The organism is Streptomyces sp. NPDC028635 (assembly GCF_040637635.1).
In the GTDB taxonomy this organism is placed as follows: domain Bacteria; phylum Actinomycetota; class Actinomycetes; order Streptomycetales; family Streptomycetaceae; genus Streptomyces.
Map to the genome: position 1 here is coordinate 570,502 of NZ_JBEZWX010000001.1, position 13,795 is coordinate 584,296.

Sequence of the window (13,795 nt, forward strand, 5' to 3'; positions counted from 1 at the left end):
GCGGGCCTGGGCTCCCCCGGGGGTGCGCCGCGGGAAGGCTGACCGCGCCGGTGACGGCGACCCCGCCGGGTGCGCGATCCTCCGGGGAGCACACGCATCACCGTGCCCGATGCGCGAGAGCGCTCGCCACCTGTGCCGGGTGCAGCAAGCTGTTGTGCACCTTGCTGCACGCAGGCGATCCCCGAGCCGGACACGGTGGCGGCCCGGCGACGCCCGAGGTACTGCGGCCTGCTGTCGTTCACCCCGCGAAATCGATCGCCTCATGCGGCGACGGGGCTCTCTCGGCGGATACCTCCGCGCTTCGTGGAGGCAGTGACCGGATGGGACGGCGTGGGGTCCTTTCGGCTCTGCTCAGCGATTGCTGGAAGGACGGAGACGCCTCGTGGCTGCATGTTTGGCGAGCGCAGGGGCATTGGTGCGTTCCAAGCGCGTCCCGGCCGCCCGACCAGCCGGGGCGTGAGTCCATTTCGCATGGCGCCAGGAGGCCCTGATGACAAGTCACTACAGTTCGCCGACAGCGTCCTACGGAACACGGATCAATGGTCTGGCCATCGCGAGCCTGGTGTGCGGCGTCGCCGGCGTTCTCGCTCTGAGCGTTGTCTTCGGACCGCTTGCGATGGTTCTCGGCGTGGTGGCCTTGCGACAGCGGTCCGCTGACGAGGGCCTCGGCTTCGCAAAGGCGGGTGTGTTCCTTGGTGCCGTGGACCTGCTGTCATACGTCGTGCTATTGACAGCGGCGGCATTCCACGGCGACTTCGTCTCGTATCTGGGCAGCTGAACGGGTGGGCATCGGAGCCCTCACGGCTTCAGTCGCATGAAAAGCCGAGGTATTGAGAAGGGAGACGAACGCTGCAGCTCACGCGCATGATGAGCGCCAACCGGGCAATGCGCAGGATGTGATACGCGTTGGAATCGTCGTCCTGACACTGGTGACCGCTCTCGTGGCCTCGGCCGCAGCGATCGGGATCGCGTCCTCTTGGTGGTTCGCGGCCCTTCCGCTCGCCTTCGTGGGCGTGCTGGGTGCCTGGGACCTTGCGCAGCGTCGCCACTCGGTACTGCGCAACTATCCCGTCCTCGGCCATGCCCGCTACCTCATGGAGCGCATACGCCCCGAGTTGCAGCAGTACTTCATCGAGCGGAACTACGACGGGCGCCCGTTCGACAGGGACGTGCGCAGCATCGTCTACGAACGCGCCAAGGGCACCGACGCGGAGGAGCCGTTCGGCACCGAGCGGGACGTGTACGAGCCGGGTTACGAGTTCCTGGTCCCGTCCATGGCGCCGTGCCCCGTACCGAAGGACCCGCCCCGCGTGCGGATCGGCGGGCCGGACTGCAGCCGTCCGTACGACATGGCTCTGCTGAACGTCTCGGCGATGAGCTTCGGTTCGTTGTCCGCCAACGCGGTCCTCGCGCTGAACGGGGGCGCGGCGGCGGGGGGTTTCGCTCAGGACACCGGTGAAGGCGGCCTGTCCGAGTATCACCTTCGTCCTGGCGGCGACCTCATATGGGAGATAGGCACCGGGTACTTCGGCTGTCGTACCGAAGAAGGTGACTTCGACGCCGCCGAGTTCGCCGACAAGGCCGCGCACGACCATGTCAAGTGCGTGTCCTTGAAGCTCTCGCAGGGGGCCAAGCCCGGCATCGGCGGTGTCCTGCCCGGAGCCAAGGTCAACGCCGAGATCGCCCGGGTCCGCGACGTGCCCGAAGGGCGGACGGTCGTGTCGCCGCCGTATCACCGGGTGTTCTCCACCCCGCGTGAACTCGTGCAGTTCATCGCGCGCATGCGCGAGCTGTCGGGTGGCAAGCCCACGGGGTTCAAGCTGTGCGTGGGCTCGCGCCGGCAGTTCCTGGCCGTGTGCAAGGCCATGCTGGAGGAAGGCACGACGCCCGACTTCATCGTGGTGGACGGCGCCGAGGGAGGGACCGGCGCCGCACCTCTGGAGTTCGCGGACCACGTCGGCACCCCGCTCACCGAAGGCCTGCTCACCGTGCACAACGCCCTGGTGGGCACGGGCCTGCGCGACCGGATCAAGATCGGGGCGAGCGGAAAGATCGCCACCGGCACCGACCTGGTCAAACGCATGGTGCAGGGTGCCGACTACGGCAACGCGGCCAGGGCGATGATGTTCGCCGTCGGCTGTATCCAGGCGCAGAGGTGCCATACGAACACCTGCCCCACCGGCGTCACCACCCAGGACCCCCGCCGCGCCCGTGCTCTGGACGTGCGTGACAAGACAGCGCGCGTCCAACGCTTCCAGGAAGCGACCGTGGCCAGCGCACTGCAGATCATGGCGTCCATGGGCGTGACGGACCCCGCCCAACTACGCCCCCACATGCTCCGCCGGCGCGTCGATCCCCTCACCGAGCGCTCCTACGAGGAGCTGTACGAATGGCTCGAACCAGGGCGGTTGCTCGCGGAGCCGCCGACCTCCTGGGCGACCGACTGGAAGTCCGCCGACCCCGACCGCTTCACCGCATGAACTGGAGGACCCACGTGGCCCGTACTGTTGCCCGTGTCATCGTCGACGCCCTGAGCGAGCTCGGCGTGCGCCAGGTGTTCGGCGTCGTGGGAGACGCGCTCAACCCCCTCACCGACGCCATCCGCACCACCGACGACGTGGAATGGGTGGGCTGCCGGCACGAGGAAGCCGCGGCCTTCGCAGCGAGCGCCCAGTCGCAGCTCACCGGCACCCTCGGCGTGTGCATGGGCACCGTCGGACCCGGCTCCGTCCACCTCCTCAACGGACTCTACGACGCGGCCAAAAGCCATGCCCCGGTCCTCGCCATCGCCGGTCAGGTACCGCTCACAGAACTCGGCAGCGACTACTTCCAAGAGGTCGACAACGACGCCCTCTTCAGCGACGTGGCAGTCTTCCGCGCGACCGTCACCTCACCCGACCAGCTGCCGCAGATGCTGGAGACGGCGGTGCGCCACGCGGTTGGCCGCAAGGGAGTGGCCGTTCTCACCGTGCCGGGTGACCTGGGCGACCAGGAACTGACCGCCGACCGGCCCGCCCGCTTCTCCCTGAACCCTCCGGTGAGCCGCCCGGAGGAGTCCGCCGTCCGCCGTGCCGCGGAACTCCTCGACCGCTCCGAACGCGTCACCCTGCTCGTCGGCCAGGGGGCCCGCGCCGCCCGCGAGGACGTCCTCGCACTCGCCGACCGCCTGGCCGCACCGATGGTGCTCACGCTGAAGGCCAAGGCGGGCTTCGAGGGCGACACCAACCCCTTCCAGGTCGGTCAGACGGGGTTGATCGGCAATCCCGCGGCAGCGGAGGCCCTCCACAACGCGGACACCCTCGTGCTGCTCGGCACCGACTTCCCATACCGCGACTGGTATCCCGAGGGCCGCACCGTGATCCAGGTGGACACGGAAGCCACCCACATCGGTCGCCGGGTGCCGGTCGAGGTCGGGCTGGTGGGGGACACCGGCGCCACCGTGCGCGACCTTCTGGAGCATCTCGCCGCGCCCCCTGCCGGCTCCGAAGGCGCTCGCGACCGCTCGCACCTCGACAGGGCCCGCGAACAATTCGACCAGTGGCGCACCGGTCAAGCCAGGCTTGCCGACCCGGCACACGACAAGGGCCTGGTGGGCCGCATCCGCTCCGCGCTCGACAACCGTTCCCACGACATCCGGCCGGAGGTGCTGGCCGCGGCCGTCGACCGGGTCGCGGCCGACGACGCCCTCTTCACCTCCGACACGGGAATGGCCACGGTATGGCTCTCCCGCTTCGTGGAGATGCGTGATGAGCGACGCCTCATCGGGTCCTACAACCTCGGTTCGATGGCCAACGCCATGCCCCAGGCGCTGGGCGCGCAGTGCCTGGACCGCGATCGCCAGGTCGTGGCCTTCTGCGGCGACGGCGGACTGAGCATGCTCCTCGGCGACCTCATGACCCTGAAGACCTATCGCCTCCCCGTCAAGCTCGTCGTCTTCGACAACCGCCGGCTGGGCATGGTCAAGCTCGAACAGGAGCAGGGCGGCCTCCCCGAGTTCGGCACGGTTCTCGACAACCCCGACTTCGCAGCCGTGGCCGAGGCCATGGGCATCACCGGCATCCGTGTGACAGATCCGTCCGACGTGGAGGACGCCGTGCGACGCGCATTCGACACGCCTGGCCCTGTCCTGCTGGATGTCCTCACCAACCCCGACGAGATCGCCGTCCCGGCCAAACCGACAGTCGAGCAGGGCTGGGGGTTCGCGGTCGCCAAGGTGAAGGAGGTCGTCCTGAGCCGGGGAGAGACGAGCGGAGACTGAAAAGATGTGAGGCATGCCAGGAGTGATCGGGGGTATCCGCGAGCCTGCCGGACGATGAGCCCGGCGTGAGCCGGGCTTGTCGAACGGGGAGGGCGCGCCATGACGACGGCGACCACGGGTGCTGCGGTGCGGGCGGCGGGGGTTCCGGAGATCGCGGACCCCTCGAAGGTCGCGCCGACGGATGCTCGGCAGTTGTCGAAGCTGTTCTTCGACGAGTTGGCGGTGCTGGAGGAGGGTACGCCCGAGTTCCAGTACGCCCGCAACACGCTGATCGAGCTGAACATGTCTCTCGTCCGCTTCGCGGCCGCCCGGTTCCGCAGCCGTGGGCCGGAGGAGATGGAGGACATCGTCCAGGTCGGCATGATCGGGCTGATCAAGGCCATAGACCGGTTCGACCTGTCCCGCGAGGTCGAGTTCACCTCCTTTGCCGTCCCGTACATCGTCGGTGAGATCAAGCGGTTCTTCCGCGACACCTCCTGGGCCGTGCACGTCCCGCGTCGTTTGCAGGAAGCCCGTCTGGAACTCGCCCGAGCCAATGATGAGCTGCGCAGCCGGCTGGGCCGGACGCCGACGACCAAAGAGCTCTCCGAGCTGATGAGCCTGCCGGAGAACGAGGTCGCCGAGGCCCAACTGGCCGCCAACGGCTACAACGCGACATCCCTCGACGCGGCGATCACCAGCAGTGAGGACGGCGAGGCCGCGCTGGCGGACTTCATCGGCAACGAGGATGCCGCCCTGGCCCTGGTGGAAGACTTCCGCGCCCTGGCACCGATGATCGCTGAACTCGGCGACCGTGACCGCCAGATCATCCACTGGCGCTTCATCGAGGAACTCACCCAGGCCCAGATCGGCGAACGCCTCGGCGTCTCCCAGATGCACGTCTCGCGGCTGATCACCCGGCTCCTGGCACGCCTGCGCGAAGGCATGCTCAGCACGGACTGAGTGCCGGCCGCGCGCAGGCCGAGACGCGACCGCAGCTGTCCAGCACCGGTCATGACGACCTCGGGGTCCGCCGAAGCCTCCGCGCTCGCCGGGAAGTTTCCCTCAGGCAACAGTTGGCCACTGAATCTGTCAGACTGTTGCCGTCACCTGTCTACAGGTGATTTCACCTCGCGTGGCGTGACCAACAGGGGGCGGTCGTGGCGTGGTTCTCCAAGCGAAGACAGGGCGAGTCCTCTCCTCTCCTCAGGAGCGATCGCCTGGTGGTCGAGCTGAGCCACAGTGATTTTCGGTCTCTGGTCCGGGTGATCGAGCACGCCCGGACACAGCTGGAGGAGGCCGGGGACAGTGATGCCGAAACGATCGGCAACGCCAGCGGCGCCGACCTGTTGTCGCTGCTCTACCCCCGCGTCGGTACGGCCGTCGCTCGAGGCTGTGGGGTGGCACTGTTGGTGTCCGAGATTCGCCACCTGGAAGCGGCCGTCGTCAACCTGGAGACCTACGGAGGCCACGAGACGGCACTGATCGAGGGTTACGCCCTTTTGGAACGGCTTGACGCGCTGAGGGGCGAGGCAACGACGGCGCAGCTGGTGGATGGCATTCTGACGTTACCGCAGCCTGCACCCCATGCTCCGTGTGGGTGATCCGCGAACGGCTGTAGTGGTTACCTGTAGGGGGGCGTTGTGGACGGTAAGCCGACTGGGGGCAGACGGGGCCGGGGCGTGGGGTGGGGCTGGTTCCTGGCCTGGCTGGCGGTGGGATGCTGCGGCGCCGCCGGACTGGCCGCCCTGCTGTCGGTGGGCGTGGTCCTGATCGTCCTGGCCGTGGGCGCTGCGGCCTTCCTCCTGCGGAAGGGACCGAGGGCCGCGGTGGCCGGGTGTCTCGCGGGCTGCGCCCTGCCGCTGTTCTACCTCGCCTATCTGAACCGAGGCGGTCCGGGAAACGTGTGCCACGCGACGTCCGGCGGCCAGACGTGCACCGATGAGTACGCGCCGCTACCGTTCCTGATCTCTGCCGCCGTACTGTTCGCCGCAGGCTTCCTCGTTTTCGCGATAGCCGACCGCAAGCGCGAGGAGAGAGACCTGACCCACGGATAGTTGGGTCGCCTCCTTTGCCGGGGCGTCAGACTCCGCCAGGACGCCACACGTAAGCCGCGCAGCACGTAAAGAGGAGGAGAGGGCGAGGGGCGCACAGCGGGTACGGGGCGCTTCAGGCGCCCAGGCGTGCCGCGATGCCGTCGAGGACGCAGTCGAGGCCGGTCTCGAACTGCCACTGCAGGTCGTCCTTGCGTGTGGCATCGCCAAGGTAGTGCTCGTACCTCGGGTAGCGCCCGGTGTTCATGAGCCAGGTCATGTGCGAGGCCAGTCCGGAGCGCGCCTCCTCGCGGCTTGACCAGCCGCGGCCCCTCAGCATCTGGGTCAGGCCGATTTCGGAGTCGACGGCTCCATGCACGTACGCGGTGACGGTGCTGAAGACCGCCATCGCCGTGTCGGCGTCGAGGTCGAGAGCGGAGAGCGCGGTCAATGCCCGCTCCGGCAGCGCCAGCTGGTTCGGGGTCGGTGCGCACCAGGTCGCGCGGGTCACCCACGCGTGCTTGAGCAGGACGGCACGGATACGCAGGGCGAGCGTCCGCATGGCCTCGCGCCAGTCCATCGCCTCCTCGGGGAGTTCCAGCTCCCCGTAGACGAAGTCGACCATCAGCTCCAGGAGTTCGTCCTTGCCGGAGACGTAGCGGTACGCCGCCATGGGTGCCGCGCTCAGTTCGGTGGCCAGGCGCCGCATGGTGACAGCGTCGAGGCCCTCCGCGTCGGCGATCCCGACCGCAGTCTCGGCGATCCGCCGCGCGGTGAGGGCCGTGCGAGGCGTGGGTGCCGGCCGGTCGAGGCGTTCCCACAGGGAGACCGGGTCTCCGTCCTCGCCTTGTGCATGTCGTTTCTGGGCCGGCATTGATCGGGTCTCCCTCTGTCAAGCAACTCGCGTACATTGTATCGCGAGTAGACGTCGTACACACCGCTGTGTACGTTGTACGCAACAGATACGGCGTACACAACGGAGGGGTCTCCCATGGGCGACCAGAACGACAGTCCTCTACGAACCGCGGTCATCGTCGGCAGCACCCGGGACGGACGATTCGGCCCCGTCGTGGCCAACTGGCTGAAGGACCGCATCCAGCAGCACGAGAACATGACGGCGGACCTCGTCGACCTCGTCGAGACGCCCCTGCCGACGGTGTTCCCGGCTTTCGGCCAGGCGCCCACGGAAGAAGTCGTGCGGCTGCTCGGCGCTGTGTCGCCGAGGCTGGCAGCGGCGGACGCCTTCGTCATCGTCACGCCCGAGTACAACCACAGCTTCCCCGCGTCGTTGAAGAACGCCATCGACTGGCACAACGAGCAGTGGCACGCCAAGCCGGTCGGCTTCGTGTCCTACGGCGGTCTCGCCGGGGGACTGCGCGCCGTCGAACAGCTCCGCGTCGTACTGGCGGAGCTCCACGCGGTGACCATCCGCAACACGGTCAGCTTCCACAACTACGGCCAGGTCTTCGGCGCGGACGGCAAGCCGTCGGACCCAGGGAGCGATGTCGCCGTCAAGGCCATGCTCGACCAGCTCAGCTGGTGGGGGCACGCCCTGCGTGAGGCCAAGCGCCTTCGCCCGTACGGTGCCTGACACCGCGCGTCACATGGACGGGGGGAACCCATGAACGACCGCACAGCCGGCGCCTCCGCAGCCGCCCGACCCGGCCTTCCCCGCCTCGGTGTCTTCGGACTGACGCTCGGCATCTTCCTGGCCGCCCTCGACGGACAGATCGTCAGTACCGCACTTCCCACGATCGTGGGTGACCTCGGAGGCCTCGGCACCTTCTCATGGTCGGTGACGTCGTACCTTCTCACGACAGCCGCATCCACCCCGCTCTGGGGCAAACTCGGTGACCTGCACGGCCGCAAGGGCGCATTCATGTCCGCGGTGGTCGTCTTCCTGATCGGGTCGATGCTGTGCGGCCTGGCACAGGACATGAGCCGGCTGATCGCCTTCCGGGCCTTCCAGGGGCTCGGTGCCGGCGGGTTGATGGTCGGGGCGCTCTCCGTCATCGGGGTGCTGGTGCCTCCGCAGGAGCGGGGCCGCATCCAGTCGATGGTCGGCATGATGCTGCCCGTCGCCTTCGTCGGCGGACCACTGCTCGGCGGGTTCCTCACCGACTGCATGGGCTGGCGCTGGACGTTCTACGTGAACGTTCCGGTCGGCGTCACCGCGCTGATGGCAGTCTCCAAAGGCGTACGGCTGCACAGCGAACGCGTCAGGACACGGGTCGACTACCTCGGTGCGGTGCTGCTCACCAGCAGCATCCTCGCTCTCAGCCTGCTGGCCAGTTGGGCGGGCACCACCTACGCCTGGTCCTCCCCCCGGATCGCCGGGCTCGGCGCCCTGGCCGCAGTGAGCCTGGCGTGGTACGCCCGGGTCGAGCTGCGCGCGGCGGAACCGATCACACCGCCGAGCCTGTTCCGCAGCCGCGAGTTCACCCTCGCCCAGGTCCTCAGCTTCCTGGTCGGTGCCGTCCTGGTCTCCGTGGTCAACTACCTTCCGCAGTACCTGCAGTTCGTGCAGGGTGTCTCGTCCACGGTGAGTGGCATGCTCATCCTGCCCCTGATGCTCGGCTCGCTGACGGCCCAGCTGACCACCGGGCGGATGATGGACCGCGGCGGCCTGGAACGCGTCCTGCCGCTCACCGGCGCTGCCGTCATGACCGGCGGCGCCCTGCTGCTGCTCCTGCTCGGTACGGACACCCCTGTGGCCGTGGCCTGCGCGCTCACTCCGGTCATCGGGGTCGGCGTCGGCATCCTGATGCAGTGCACCCTGCTCACCACCATGAACAGCGCCGCTCCGCGTGACATGGGCGCCGCCACGGGAACGGGCACCCTCGTGCGCACCCTCGGCGGCTCCCTGGGGGTCGCCGTCCTCGGGGCCGTGCAGGGCAGCCGCATGGGCGACGTGCTGGCCGAGCGGCTCGGCTCCGAAGCCGCGGGCAGACTGACGACCGGGGGCGAGCTCACCCCGGCCCTGTTGAAGGACATGTCCGCCGGGGCACGCGACGCCGTCGAAGAGGCCGTCAGCAGCGGTCTGCACGGTGTCGTGGTCGGCGCCGCAGTCCTGTCCGCGATCGCGTTCGCCACGGCGTGGTTCACAAGGGTGGCGCCGGCTGCCGACGTGAAAGCCCCCGGAACCGCGGACCGACCGGGCGCCGACGCGGCACAGGCCCCCCTCAAGACGCCCACCACGGATTGAGCCCCGTCCTCCAGTCCGATCCGATCCCCTGCCGCGGCCGAGATCAGACCTCGACCGCCCGGGCCACATCACCCCAACCAGGGACCGACCGCATGGTTCCCATGCCCCCACGCCGTGCGATCGGCCCTCTATCGAAGGCGAATGACTGATGCCCAGCAACACGGCCGCACGTGCCAAGGACTTACTGGTCCGCCCCTTCTCCCTGGGAAGCCTCACTCTTCCCAACCGCGTCGTCATGGCGCCGATGACGCGCGAGTTCTCCCCCGACGGTGTCCCCGGCCCGGATGTGGCGCGGTACTACGCCCGGCGGGCGGCCGGCGGCGTCGGCCTGATCATCACCGAGGGCACGTACGTCGGCCACGACTCGGCGGGGAGCAGCGCCCGGGTCCCACGCTTCTACGGCGACGGCCCGCTCGCCGGCTGGTCAGCGGTGGCGGACGCGGTGCACGCCGCAGGCGGCCGAATCGTGCCGCAGCTGTGGCACGTGGGCATGGAACGCGCCGCCGGAGCCCCACCGGTGCCCGACGCCCCCCGGATCGGCCCCTCCGGCATCGCACTGGACGGTTCCGTGGCGGGGGAGGCCATGACGCAGGCGGACATCGACGGCGTGATCGAGGCCTACGCCACAGCCGCAGCGGCAGCCGAAGCGCTCGGCTTCGACGGCATCGAGATCCACGGCGGGCACGGCTACCTCATCGACCAGTTCCTCTGGGCCCACACCAACAAGCGCAGCGACGAGTACGGCGGCGATGTCGCCTCCCGCACCCGCTTCGCCGCAGAGATCGTGGAGGCCTGCCGGGAGTCCGTGTCCGAGGGCTTCCCGATCCTCTTCCGGCTCTCCCAGTGGAAGATGAACGCCTTCCAAGCGAAGATCGCCGAGACGCCGCAGGAACTGGAGGCCATTCTCAGCCTGCTCACCGAGGCGGGCACCGACGCCTTCCACTGCTCCACCCGCCGGTTCCACCTGCCAGAGTTCGACGGCTCCGACCTCAACCTCGCGGGCTGGGCGAAGAAGCTCTCCGGCAAACCGTCCATCACCGTGGGAGCGGTGGGCCTCAGCAACGAGTTCCTCCAGGTGTTCCAGGGCGAACAGGCAGGCGTCACCGACATCGACGGCCTGCTCGCCCGTCTGGAACGCGACGAGTTCGACCTCGTGGCGGTCGGCCGGGCTCTCCTCGGTGATCCCGACTGGCTGACCAAGGTACTCAGCGGCCGAGTCGAGGAGCTCAACCCCTTCCACGCGGGCCTCGTCGGCACCCTCGCCTGAGTACGTGTCCTACGTTGCAGGGGCGGTCTCGGGCTGGTCGTTCGGCGCGGCGTTTGGGTGTGAGCCGGTTGGCCCGGAGCCGGTGCGGTCGAGCCAGGCCCCAGCTTGCGTGACGGTGTCCCGTCAGCCACGGCTCGGCTGACGGGACACCTGGTGGGGGAGTGGCTCAGTGGGCCGGGGCGTCGGTGACCACGACCTCCTCGATGCTGCGCTCGATCGCCTCGGGCTCGGACGCGGTCGCCTTGGCCCAGTAGTAGATGCCGAGCGAGAACACCGTGACGACCAGCATGTCCCACCACAGCGGCAGTTCACCGTTGCCGCCGAAGGTGCTCAGGTAGGAGATCACGCCGATGCCCGCCAGGTAGGGCAGCAGCCACTGCGCGGCCTTGAAGTCCAGCCGCGGCGCGTTGGGCAGGTTCTTGCGGACCGCGTACCAGGCGTACGAGCCGAGCAGCACGTAGCCGATGAGGATCGCGAAACCAAGACGCCACAGCGTGTCCCAGCCGGACCAGAAGATGATCAGATTGGCGACCACGAACGACAGCGGCGCGATGATCTGGCCGGCCGGCAGCTTGTACGGACGCTCGTGGTGCGGCAGACGGTCCTTGAAGACGCCGTAGGCCAGCGGGGCGCCCGCGTACATCAGCACGCTCGCCGAGGTGATGAAGCTGACCAGCGTCTGCCAGCTCGGGAACGGCAGGAAGCAGATCACACCGGTCACGAACGAGACCGCGAGACCGAACCACGGCACACCGCGCTTGTCCGTCTTGGCGAACACCTTCGGCGCGTAGCCGTTCTTGGCGAGGCCGTAGGAGATGCGGGAGGTGGCGGTGGTGTAGATCAGGCCGGTGCCGCCGGGGGAGATGATGGCGTCGGCGTACAGCACCCAGGCCAGCCAGCCCAGGCCGACCACCGAGGCGAGACCCGCCCAGGGACCGCTGATGCCGGCGTAGGCCAGGTTCGCCCAGCCCTTGGCGAAGGAGGCGTGCGGCAGGGCGGCGATGAACACGACCTGGAGCAGGACGTAGATCACGGCGCCGATGGCGACCGAACCGAGGGTCGCGCGCGGCAGGTCACGCTTCGGGTTGCGGCTCTCGCCGGCCAGCTGGATCGCCTGCTCGAAGCCGAGCAGCGCGAAGATGATGCCGCTGGAGCTGATCGCGGTGAGGACGCCCTTGGCGCCGAACGGCGCGAAGCCCTCGGAGGTGAAGTTGGCCGGGTGGAAGTTGCCGATCGCGATGATGAAGATCGCCGCGAGCGGGACCGCGATCTTCCACCAGGTGGCGGCGCTGTTGGTGTGTGCCAGGACGCGGACACCGAGGAAGTTGACCGCGACGAACACGGCCATCAGGAGCACCGCGACGACGATGCCGCTGGCCGTCAGCGTGCCGTTGGCGTTCTGCAGCCCGTCGGCGAAGTGCCAGTGCTTGGCATAGCCGATCATGGCCTCGACCTCGATCGGAGCCACCGTCGCGGCCTGCAGCCAGGAGAACCAGCCGAAGGACATGCCGGCCAGGCCGCCGAAGGCGTAGTGCGGGTAGCGCGCGGTGCCGCCCGCCACGGGGAACATGCCGCCGAGTTCGGCGTGCACCAGGGCGAGCAGCACGATGGCCACCGCGCCGATCACCCACGAGATGATCGCGGCGGGGCCCGCAGCCACAACGGCCTTCTCGGCGCCGAACAGCCAGCCGGAGCCGATGATGGAGCCAACCGACGCCCACATCAGACCGATGAGTCCGACGTCGCGGCGCAGACCACCACCGGTGTCGCTTGTGGCTACCGGTGCAGCCAGGTCGACATTCGCCATGTCAAGTGGCCTCTCAGATTTCGTATACGCAGGAGCGAGCAAGAAGGCCACAGGCTAGAGAGACTTTCCGAGTGAGCAAAGACTGTTAGCCAAATCTTGACCCGAGGCATCAGGTGTCTTGAGTGCACGTTCAGTCACGGCCTTGTCACAGGTCAGACGCGTATGTGAATGTCAACATTCAGCGGAAAATTGTAAGTAGACGGAGATTCGCCCGGCGCAGACGGGGAAATTCGATCGCCGGGCAACGATCCATGACCCTCTCCGGACCCGCGTCCCGTGTCCCGCACCCGGACCCGCGCGTGCGCGGCAGGCGTTTGCCGCGCACCAGGTCGTCGTACCCCGAGCCGTGTCGGCCCGTTGATCGTGGAGGCGGTGGAGCGGCGGACCGCCGCGATGCGGGCGCTCAGCCTCCGGGCGTTCCCGGAGCCTGAGGAGGCGGCCGACGAACCCGCGCTTCGGGGGACTACGGCATCCACTCGACGACGCCCCCCGCTGGACGACCGTGGGCCGCCTTCAACGGGCAGCCCGACGCGTCGTGCATGTGTGGTCGACAAGCTCGGTCGAGCCTGTCGACCACACTGGATCAGCGGTCGGCGCAGGAGAGTTGCGCGTCTATCTCGGCCGCAGTCTTCGGGCCGTCGTGGGTCCAGTAGTCACCGGGCCCCAGTTTCGCCTTGGCGATTTCCTGGAGCGGCAGGACATCGTCCCTGCCGTCGCCTGACGAGTCGGTGTAGCCGACATTCAGGTTGTCGGGTGTGCTCGCCGGTGCCGGTGCGTGGTGGGCGAAGCCCTGCCCGGACCAGAGGTGCAAGAGCCCTGCCTTGGCCTGACGTGTCTGTGGGCCGGAGGCCCACCACAGCGTCTTCGGTGTCTCGCTGCCGACGTCGTCAGCGTCGGATACGTCGATCCGTTCGAAGCGGTCCGCGGGGCAGAGAGGCGCTTTTACGGTGATTGTCCCTCCGCTGATGCGAGCACCGAACGCCGGCGGGTCGGCGGGATCGGACGGCATCAGGCCGCAGCCGGACCCCAAGGCCAGGAGCGGTGTCACGAGAAAGGCGAGCAGGACGCCTTTCGCTCTCAGCACGAGTACCCACCCCACCTCAGGTTGGCCTGCCGCTCGTAGCGGTTGCGGCAGGGGTTCGATCCCGCTCGCGCGTAACGGATGATGAATCCCAGTCCGTAGTGGCGCCACTGACGCCGGTGAATCTTCTCGTGCCGGATCCGGTTGTACGAGATGTATTCGGGG

The 13,795-nt window shown here is 68.5% G+C and carries 12 protein-coding genes; 9 read left to right on the forward strand and 3 right to left on the reverse strand.

The window, feature by feature from the left end:
- Window positions 1-490: 490 nt before the first annotated feature.
- The 6 genes from AB0E88_RS02110 to AB0E88_RS02135 all read left to right on the forward strand — a co-directional run bounded on the left by AB0E88_RS02110 (window position 491) and on the right by AB0E88_RS02135 (window position 6,294).
- On the forward strand, window positions 491-778 hold the full coding sequence (locus AB0E88_RS02110; protein WP_361622242.1) for a DUF4190 domain-containing protein: 288 nt from the start codon (window positions 491-493) through the stop codon (window positions 776-778).
- A 118-nt stretch (window positions 779-896) separates the two neighbouring features.
- Window positions 897-2,480 carry an FMN-binding glutamate synthase family protein gene (locus AB0E88_RS02115; RefSeq protein WP_361622245.1) on the forward strand — a complete coding sequence of 528 codons (1,584 nt, stop codon included), beginning with the start codon at window positions 897-899 and terminating at the stop codon, window positions 2,478-2,480.
- A gap of 14 nt (window positions 2,481-2,494) precedes the next feature.
- Window positions 2,495-4,258, forward strand: coding sequence for a thiamine pyrophosphate-dependent enzyme (locus AB0E88_RS02120; RefSeq protein ID WP_361622248.1), 1,764 nt, complete (start codon window positions 2,495-2,497; stop codon window positions 4,256-4,258).
- A 99-nt stretch (window positions 4,259-4,357) separates the two neighbouring features.
- Window positions 4,358-5,200: an RNA polymerase sigma factor SigF gene (locus AB0E88_RS02125; protein WP_361622251.1), complete on the forward strand. Its 843-nt coding sequence runs from the start codon at window positions 4,358-4,360 to the stop codon at window positions 5,198-5,200.
- Window positions 5,201-5,460: 260 nt separating this feature from the next.
- A complete protein-coding gene (locus tag AB0E88_RS02130; protein WP_361622254.1) occupies window positions 5,461-5,841 on the forward strand; it encodes a hypothetical protein in 381 nt (126 codons plus the stop codon).
- Window positions 5,842-5,919: 78 nt separating this feature from the next.
- Window positions 5,920-6,294 (forward strand): hypothetical protein, encoded by a 375-nt coding sequence (locus tag AB0E88_RS02135; protein ID WP_361622257.1) that lies wholly within the window; start codon window positions 5,920-5,922, stop codon window positions 6,292-6,294.
- A gap of 112 nt (window positions 6,295-6,406) precedes the next feature.
- Here AB0E88_RS02135 and AB0E88_RS02140 read toward each other — a convergent pair whose 3' ends face one another.
- Complete coding sequence (locus AB0E88_RS02140; protein WP_361622260.1) at window positions 6,407-7,144, reverse strand: TetR/AcrR family transcriptional regulator; 738 nt, start codon at window positions 7,142-7,144, stop codon at window positions 6,407-6,409.
- A 117-nt stretch (window positions 7,145-7,261) separates the two neighbouring features.
- On the opposite strand from AB0E88_RS02140, the gene AB0E88_RS02145 reads away from it, so the two are divergent.
- The 3 genes from AB0E88_RS02145 to AB0E88_RS02155 all read left to right on the forward strand — a co-directional run bounded on the left by AB0E88_RS02145 (window position 7,262) and on the right by AB0E88_RS02155 (window position 10,742).
- Complete coding sequence (locus AB0E88_RS02145; RefSeq protein ID WP_361622263.1) at window positions 7,262-7,861, forward strand: NAD(P)H-dependent oxidoreductase; 600 nt, start codon at window positions 7,262-7,264, stop codon at window positions 7,859-7,861.
- 30 nt (window positions 7,862-7,891) lie between these two features.
- Window positions 7,892-9,475 (forward strand): MDR family MFS transporter, encoded by a 1,584-nt coding sequence (locus tag AB0E88_RS02150; protein ID WP_361622266.1) that lies wholly within the window; start codon window positions 7,892-7,894, stop codon window positions 9,473-9,475.
- 148 nt (window positions 9,476-9,623) lie between these two features.
- The gene (locus tag AB0E88_RS02155; RefSeq protein ID WP_361622269.1) at window positions 9,624-10,742 is read left to right on the forward strand and encodes an NADH:flavin oxidoreductase; all 1,119 of its coding nucleotides are present in this window, start codon (window positions 9,624-9,626) and stop codon (window positions 10,740-10,742) included.
- Between the two features lie 166 nt (window positions 10,743-10,908).
- Here AB0E88_RS02155 and AB0E88_RS02160 read toward each other — a convergent pair whose 3' ends face one another.
- Together AB0E88_RS02160 and AB0E88_RS02165 are read right to left on the reverse strand one after the other, a co-directional pair.
- Window positions 10,909-12,549: an APC family permease gene (locus tag AB0E88_RS02160; protein WP_361622272.1), complete on the reverse strand. Its 1,641-nt coding sequence runs from the start codon at window positions 12,547-12,549 to the stop codon at window positions 10,909-10,911.
- Window positions 12,550-13,132: 583 nt separating this feature from the next.
- Window positions 13,133-13,633, reverse strand: a complete 501-nt coding sequence (locus AB0E88_RS02165; RefSeq protein ID WP_361622275.1) for a hypothetical protein — start codon at window positions 13,631-13,633, stop codon at window positions 13,133-13,135.
- Window positions 13,634-13,795: the final 162 nt, after the last annotated feature.

What these genes read in the sequence shown, in the direction of transcription:
- AB0E88_RS02145 (WP_361622263.1), top strand. Translation starts at nt 7,262, where the DNA reads ATGGGCGACCAGAACGACAGTCCTCTACGAACCGCGGTCATCGTCGGC.
- AB0E88_RS02160 (WP_361622272.1), bottom strand. Translation starts at nt 12,549, where the DNA reads ATGGCGAATGTCGACCTGGCTGCACCGGTAGCCACAAGCGACACCGGT.
- AB0E88_RS02150 (WP_361622266.1), top strand. Translation starts at nt 7,892, where the DNA reads ATGAACGACCGCACAGCCGGCGCCTCCGCAGCCGCCCGACCCGGCCTT.
- AB0E88_RS02155 (WP_361622269.1), top strand. Translation starts at nt 9,624, where the DNA reads ATGCCCAGCAACACGGCCGCACGTGCCAAGGACTTACTGGTCCGCCCC.
- AB0E88_RS02110 (WP_361622242.1), top strand. Translation starts at nt 491, where the DNA reads ATGACAAGTCACTACAGTTCGCCGACAGCGTCCTACGGAACACGGATC.
- AB0E88_RS02125 (WP_361622251.1), top strand. Translation starts at nt 4,358, where the DNA reads ATGACGACGGCGACCACGGGTGCTGCGGTGCGGGCGGCGGGGGTTCCG.
- AB0E88_RS02140 (WP_361622260.1), bottom strand. Translation starts at nt 7,144, where the DNA reads ATGCCGGCCCAGAAACGACATGCACAAGGCGAGGACGGAGACCCGGTC.